We start from the raw sequence: 7,199 nt of genomic DNA on the forward strand, positions 1-7,199 counted from the left end.
GACTACGATGTGGAATTTCCAAACATCCCTAACTTGCATCAACCCACGATAATAAGGTACCATTCGCCGTTGCCGTATATAGAACTTTTTTAGTGCTATATTTAAAGTAAGAATAATAATAATTATGCGTTGGCTTTGTCTTTAATTAAGACTTATTTAGTACTAGATTATTTGGCTTTGGAGTGTTATGCTGCGCATCAGCAAATTGGCCGATTATGGAACAGTTGTGATGGTGTACCTTGCCAGGCACCCACAGGATTTATGTAACGCCCGCGATATCGCCTTACATACTCATTTGACTGTCCCTACGGTAAGTAAAATTTTAAAACGTTTAACCAGTGCAGGCTTGCTCGCTTCCGTGCGAGGGGTAACCGGAGGATATCGGTTACGTAGGCCCGCTACTGAAATTTCCGTATCGCAAATTATTTTTGCGTTGGAAGATCATCGTGGTTTCACCGAATGCAGTTTGCAACCTAATGACTGCTCGTTACAGGGAGTTTGTACTATTCAGGGCAATTGGCGACTTATTAGCCAGGCGATAGAGACCGCGTTGGATAGTGTGAGTTTGGATACCTTGGCAAAACCAACTCTACAGGTAGGTGACATAGAGCGTATCCGACAATTAGCAAGTGGAGTCAATCGTGGCTAAAAGCAGTGAGCAACTTAATTCTCTGCTCGATAGAGAATATCAACATGGTTTTATAACCGACATTGAAGTAGAAACTTTTGAACCTGGACTGAATGAAGACGTGATTCGTCGTTTGTCAGCCATTAAAGGGGAGCCTGAGTTTTTACTGGAATGGCGTTTGCAAGCATTTAGGCACTGGTTAACTCTGCCGCATCCTGAATGGTCTAGTGTGCATTATCCTCCGATAGATTATCAGGCTATTTCTTATTATTCAGCGCCCAAAAGCCAAAAAGATGCGCCTAAGAGCTTGGATGAGGTTGATCCTGAATTATTAAGAACTTATGAAAAATTAGGGATCCCTTTAAAAGAACAAGAGCTATTGGCTGGTGTTGCGGTTGATGCCGTATTTGATAGCGTTTCCGTCGCGACGACGTTTAAAGCCAAATTGGCTGAGAAAGGGGTTATCTTTTGTCCATTCTCCGAAGCGGTGCACAAGTATCCTGATTTACTTATGACGTATTTGGGTTCAGTGGTGTCCTATCGTGATAACTTCTATGCTGCCTTGAATTCAGCAGTATTTAGTGATGGCTCATTTGTATACATCCCTAAAGGCGTACGTTGCCCTATGGAATTATCGACCTATTTCCGTATCAATGCGGCATCTACGGGGCAGTTTGAGCGCACGTTGATTATTGCCGATGACGATAGCTACGTCTCTTACCTTGAAGGTTGTACCGCACCTATGCGTGATGAAAATCAATTGCATGCGGCCGTAGTTGAGTTAGTGGCCTTGGATGGCGCGCAAATTAAATATTCTACCGTACAAAACTGGTATCCAGGCGATAAAGAAGGTAAGGGCGGTATTTATAATTTTGTAACCAAACGCGGTGCTTGTCGTGGTAAGCGCTCTAAAATTTCCTGGACTCAGATTGAAACCGGTTCTGCGATTACCTGGAAATACCCTAGCGTCATCTTACAAGGTGATGATTCGGTGGGTGAATTTTATTCGGTTGCCTTAACCAATAATTTCCAGCAGGCCGATACGGGTACGAAGATGGTCCATATAGGTAAAAACACCCGTTCCACTATTATTTCTAAAGGAATCAGTGCTGGCCGTGCTCATAATGCTTATCGTGGCTTAGTACGTATTGCACCAACGGCAACGAATGCACGCAATTACACTCAATGTGACTCTATGCTGATGGGCTCTGAGTGCTCGGCACATACGTTCCCATACATTGAAGTGAAAAATCCTACCGCACAAGTAGAACATGAAGCAACGACGTCCAAAATCAGTGAAGAACAATTGTTTTATTGCCAACAACGTGGCATCGACACTGAAGATGCAGTTTCTATGATTGTGAACGGTTTCTGTAAGCAAGTATTGAAAGAATTACCCATGGAATTTGCTGTAGAAGCCACTAAATTGCTGGGTTTAAGTTTAGAAGGGGCAGTAGGCTAATATGTTAAAAATTAATGAATTAAATGTTGAAGTGAACGAGCAGTCGATTTTAAAAGGGATTAACCTTAATGTTAATCCAGGCGAAGTTCACGCCATCATGGGTCCTAACGGTTCAGGAAAAAGTACCTTATCTAAAGTCTTAGCGGGTCATCCTTCGTATCAGGTAACCAGTGGAGATATGATTTATTTAGGTAATGATTTAGCGCCTTTATCTCCTGAGGAACGTGCACGTGCTGGAATTTTCCTATCGTTCCAATACCCGGTAGAAATTCCTGGGGTAACCAACATTAATTTTCTTAAGGCTTCTGTCAATGCCGTACGTAAAGGCCAAGGCAAAGATCCTTTAGATGCGATTGAATTTTTAAGTTTCATTCGTGAAAAGTGTGAATTATTGGATATGGATGAAAGCTTTTTGTATCGCAGCATCAATGAGGGATTCTCCGGTGGTGAGAAAAAGCGTAATGAAATCCTGCAAATGGCGGCATTAGAACCCAAATTAGCCATCCTTGATGAAACAGATTCAGGCTTGGATATTGATGCATTACGTATTATTTCCCATGGTGTAAACGCCATGCGTTCACCAGAGCGTTCAATTGTATTAGTAACGCACTATCAACGCCTATTAGATTATATTGAGCCTGATTTTATTCACGTATTAGTGAATGGACGAATTATTATGTCAGGCGATAAAACCCTGGCACTTGAATTAGAGAAAAAAGGGTACAGCTGGCTTGAGGAAACGGTGTAGTGATGAACGAGATTCTGGATTTTTATCAGCAACAAGCCGCAGTCAGTCTGTCAACGACTCCCTGGCTTGCAGCGTTGCAAACAAAAGCGTTAACGAATCTAAACCGCCAAGGTTTTCCTACTCGTCATGATGAAGAGTGGAAGTACACTAATGTTGATGCTTTATTAAAACAGTCATTTACGCAGTATAACCGCGATGCGGTTGCGACTAGCCCGCAGGTTTTCGATTTACCTGTAGTATCGCAAGTGCTTATCCACAATGGCTTAATTTCTGGGATAGAGCACGTTGCTAAAACAATGCCTGCAGGCGTTTTAGTATTGCCTTTAGCAAGCGCATTAACGAATCATGCTGAATTAGTACAAGCGCATTTAGGCCACAGTTTAAACGAAGAACATGGTTTTCATTTTTTAAATACGGCCATGATTCATTGTGGGGTATTTATTTATATTCCCAAAGGCGTTTGTGTGGACGAGCCGATTGCATTAACTCATGTCCAAGACCAGGCTAATCAGGCTGTGTATTTGCGACATTTAATTATTGCGGAAGCGGGCAGCCAGGCATCGATTATTGAAGACTATCAAGGTGCCAACGACACCAGTTATTTAACTAATGTGGTCACGGAAGTTTTTCTAGGTGCCAATGCTAAACTTACTCATTGTAAACTCCAACGCGAAAGTAAATTAGCTTATCACTTAGGCCATGTTTCGGTGAAGCAAGGAGCGGGTAGTGACTTTGCGAACCATTCGCTAAGTTTAGGTGGTAAGTGTGTACGTTCTGATTTAAGCCTGTATTTGCAGGAAGAAAAAGCGCACTGTTTAATGAATGGGATTTATGCGCCTGCAGAAGGGCAGCATGTAGATCACCATACGACAGTATACCATTTAGTACCGAATTGTACGAGTGACCAAGACTACAAAGGTATTTTAACTGGTCGTTCGCGTGCGGTATTTAATGGCAAGGTGATTGTGGCGAAAGATGCACAACATACCAATGCCAAACAGCAAAATAAAAACTTATTACTTACTGCGAATGCGGAAGTTGATACCAAGCCGCAATTAGAGATTTTTGCCGATGATGTACAGTGTTCACATGGTGCAACAGTTGGGCAATTGGATGAAGAAGCACTGTTTTATTTAGCAACGCGTGGAATAGGCCGTGTGGAAGCATCTCATTATTTAATACATGCTTTTGCTCAGGATAATTTGCGGCTTATTCCGCAAGCTAAGTTGGCGGAAGTTATGGGTCATTTATTAATACAACAACTGGGGTAAACACATGGACACGATTGACTCATTAGTTGACTCTTTAAACATCAATGCGATCCGTGATGACTTTCCGATTTTGCATCAGAAAGTCAATGATCATGATTTAGTTTATTTTGATAATGCAGCGACGACGCAAAAACCGAAAGCGGTTATTGAGGCAATTAAACGTTATTATGAGTTGGATAATTCCAACGTGCACCGTGGGGTGCATACCCTAAGTGTTCGTGCAACCGATCTTTATGAAGTCGCACGTTCGCGGGTGAAGCATTTTATTAATGCGCGTTCTGCACGCGAATGTATTTTTGTGCGTGGTACTACGGAGGCGATTAATTTAGTGGCGCAAAGCTATGTTGCCCCACGTTTGCTCCCTGGCGATGAAGTATTAATTACCCATATGGAACATCATTCGAATATTGTTCCTTGGCAAATGATTTGTAAAAAGGCAGGTGCTAAATTACAAGTAGCGCCAATTACTCAAGAAGGGGAAATTATCCTCGAAGAGTTCGCCAAAAAACTAAACGAAAAAACGCGTTTTGTTTCGCTGAATTATGTCTCCAATGCCTTGGGTACTATTAATCCAGTTAAAAAAATGATTGAAATGGCTCATGAATACGGTGTACCGGTTTTATTGGATGGCGCACAAGCAACAGCGCATCTACCAGTCGATGTACAAGCATTAGGCTGTGATTTCTATGCTTTTTCTGGGCATAAAATGTATGGTCCAACTGGCATCGGAGTATTATGGGGTAAAGAGTCACTTTTAGAAGAAATGCCTCCTTACCAAGGTGGTGGCGAGATGATTAATTACGTCACTTTTGATTCCACAGAATACGCTCCTTTGCCACAAAAATTTGAAGCAGGAACTCCCAATATTGCTGGCGCAATTGGTTTGGGGGCGGCAATTGATTATTTATGGTCTTTGGATTTAGAAACCATTGCTGCTTATAAAAAAGAGCTGCTTGATTACGCAACGGCAGGCGTTTTATCTCTGGGCGGTTTTAGAATTATTGGTACGGCAAAGCAGAAAGTGCCTGTGGTTTCTTTTGTACATGAAAGTATTCATGCGCATGATATCGGTACTATCATGGACAGTAGGGGCGTTGCTTTACGAAGCGGCCATCATTGTGCTATGCCCTTGATGGATTTCTACGGAGTTGCCGCCACATCGCGTATTTCGCTTTCGTTTTATAATACCAAAGAAGAAATTGACCGCTGTATTGACGCATTAAATCAAGTTAAAGAGGTATTTGCATGAGTGCTGATTTGCGTGAGTTGTATCAGGAAATCATTATTGATCATAATCGCAACCCACGACACCATTATGCGATGGATGATGCAACCACTCAAGCCAATGGCTTTAATCCCCTATGTGGTGACAAATTAACTGTCTATGTCAAATTGGATAATAATAAAATTTCCGAGTTGAGCTTTTTAGGCTGTGGTTGTGCGATTTCACAAGCTTCTGCTTCGTTGATGACCGATACCATCAAGGGAAAGACGGTGGATGAGGCTCATGAACTCTTCCATCGCTTTCACCATATGCTGACGCAAAATGAAGATGGACAATTACGAATAATGGATAAACTCACGGTATTGGCTGGAGTTAAAGCGTATCCTGCGCGTGTAAAATGCGCTACGTTGGCTTGGCATACCTTGGAAGCGGCATTGAATAAAGACAGCATTGTCGTGAAAACTGAATAAGAGCAGGTACCTGTATGTTTGGCTTAAAGAAAAAACAAGATCCTGAAGTAATGAAAGAGGCGGTAATTACCGCGCTCAAAGGTGTCTTTGATCCGGAAATTCCGGTCAATATTTATGATTTAGGACTCATCTATGACGTATCTATTGATGAAGAAGCCCATGTAGCGGTGCAAATGACACTAACTACACCTGGCTGCCCGGTTGCTCAAACTTTCCCAGGAACGGTGGAGCAAGCGGTAAATCAAGTTGAAGGAGTGCGCGATTGTGCGGTTGAGTTGGTGTGGGAACCACCCTGGACGCAAGAGCGAATGACGGAAGCAGCACGACTTGAGTTAGGGATTTTTTATTAAGATGTGGCAACCTTCTGCTTCTATAGAATCATTGCGACAACGCGCTCATCTTTTAGCTAAGATACGTGATTTTTTTAATGGCCGTGGCTATTTGGAAGTAGAAACGCCGGTAATGGCACGCTACGGTACAACAGATGTTTATTTAAGCAACATCAACGCGTTATTTCGTGGGGAAACCTACAACCTGCAAACCTCCCCTGAATACCACATGAAACGCTTGCTTGCTGCAGACAGCGGCCCCATTTTTCAACTGGCTCGAGTGTTTCGTGATGATGAATTAGGGCGTTGGCATAATCCAGAATTTACTTTATTAGAATGGTATCAGTTAGGCATAGACCATCATGCGTTGATGGACGAAATGGATTTATTTTTGCAAACAGTTATGTATGCGCCACCGATGCTTAAAAAGACGTATCAACAAGCGTTTGAAGAAGCGTGTGCACTTGATCCTTTAACTGCATCGATAGAACAGTTGCGTCAGGTTTTAGCTGGTTATGATTTGGATAATGTACTTCCACCTGAAGAGGTGGATCGGGACCAATATCTATTTCTACTGATGAGTCATGTGGTAGAGCCATTTTTGGGTAAAGAAAATGCCCCCGTTGCGGTTTACAATTTCCCCGCATCCCAAGCGGCTTTAGCAAAAATTAATGATGGGGTGGCAGAACGCTTTGAAGTGTATTATCAGGGTGTTGAATTGGCCAATGGTTTTCATGAATTGACTGATGCTGCCGCTCAGGCAAAACGTTTTGCTTTGGATCAACAGATTCGCCAAGAGAAGGGATTCCCGGATGCTCAGGCAGATCAGTACCTTATTCAGGCTTTGGAACATGGATTACCGGCCTGTAGTGGAGTGGCTTTAGGGATAGATCGATTACTGGCTTTGGCGTTAAACAAATCAAGGCTGGCGCAGATTATTTCTTTTGATTTTGCTCGGGCGTGATACTCATGTTGTTGGGTCATATGCACCTAATGGCGCTGCCTTAAGGTGTACAAGAATTAGTAATTTTTAGTTTAATCTATTGAAAAGTAATGAAATCAGTTT

At 42.4% G+C, this 7,199-nt stretch carries 8 protein-coding genes; all 8 read left to right on the forward strand.

Going from position 1 to position 7,199, the window contains the following annotated elements:
* The first annotated feature begins 187 nt into the window (after nucleotides 1-187).
* Genes ACQY7T_RS08205 through epmA form a run of 8 tightly spaced genes read left to right on the forward strand, consistent with a single transcriptional unit; the run spans nucleotide 188 to nucleotide 7,097 of the window.
* Complete coding sequence (locus ACQY7T_RS08205) at nucleotides 188-649, forward strand: SUF system Fe-S cluster assembly regulator (protein WP_428412536.1); 462 nt, start codon at nucleotides 188-190, stop codon at nucleotides 647-649.
* Entirely contained in the window at nucleotides 642-2,090 is a 1,449-nt protein-coding gene (sufB, locus tag ACQY7T_RS08210) for a Fe-S cluster assembly protein SufB (protein WP_428412537.1), read from the forward strand. Before ACQY7T_RS08205 ends, sufB begins: the two co-directional genes overlap by 8 nt.
* A 1-nt stretch (nucleotide 2,091) precedes the next feature.
* A complete protein-coding gene (gene sufC, locus ACQY7T_RS08215) occupies nucleotides 2,092-2,838 on the forward strand; it encodes a Fe-S cluster assembly ATPase SufC (protein WP_428412538.1) in 747 nt (248 codons plus the stop codon).
* Nucleotides 2,839-2,840: 2 nt separating this feature from the next.
* A complete protein-coding gene (gene sufD / locus ACQY7T_RS08220) occupies nucleotides 2,841-4,109 on the forward strand; it encodes a Fe-S cluster assembly protein SufD (protein ID WP_428412539.1) in 1,269 nt (422 codons plus the stop codon).
* Nucleotides 4,110-4,113: 4 nt separating this feature from the next.
* Nucleotides 4,114-5,358: a SufS family cysteine desulfurase gene (locus ACQY7T_RS08225; protein ID WP_428412541.1), complete on the forward strand. Its 1,245-nt coding sequence runs from the start codon at nucleotides 4,114-4,116 to the stop codon at nucleotides 5,356-5,358.
* On the forward strand, nucleotides 5,355-5,804 hold the full coding sequence (sufU, locus tag ACQY7T_RS08230) for a Fe-S cluster assembly sulfur transfer protein SufU (RefSeq protein ID WP_428412543.1): 450 nt from the start codon (nucleotides 5,355-5,357) through the stop codon (nucleotides 5,802-5,804). The genes ACQY7T_RS08225 and sufU overlap by 4 nt, the downstream gene beginning before the upstream one ends.
* A gap of 14 nt (nucleotides 5,805-5,818) precedes the next feature.
* Nucleotides 5,819-6,154 (forward strand): SUF system Fe-S cluster assembly protein, encoded by a 336-nt coding sequence (locus ACQY7T_RS08235; RefSeq protein WP_428412544.1) that lies wholly within the window; start codon nucleotides 5,819-5,821, stop codon nucleotides 6,152-6,154.
* Between the two features lies 1 nt (nucleotide 6,155).
* Nucleotides 6,156-7,097, forward strand: a complete 942-nt coding sequence (gene epmA, locus ACQY7T_RS08240) for an elongation factor P--(R)-beta-lysine ligase (RefSeq protein ID WP_428412545.1) — start codon at nucleotides 6,156-6,158, stop codon at nucleotides 7,095-7,097.
* The last annotated feature ends 102 nt before the right edge of the window (nucleotides 7,098-7,199 follow it).

Origin of the sequence: Legionella sp., assembly GCF_965140895.1 — a bacterium.
Classification (GTDB): Bacteria; Pseudomonadota; Gammaproteobacteria; order Legionellales; family Legionellaceae; genus Legionella.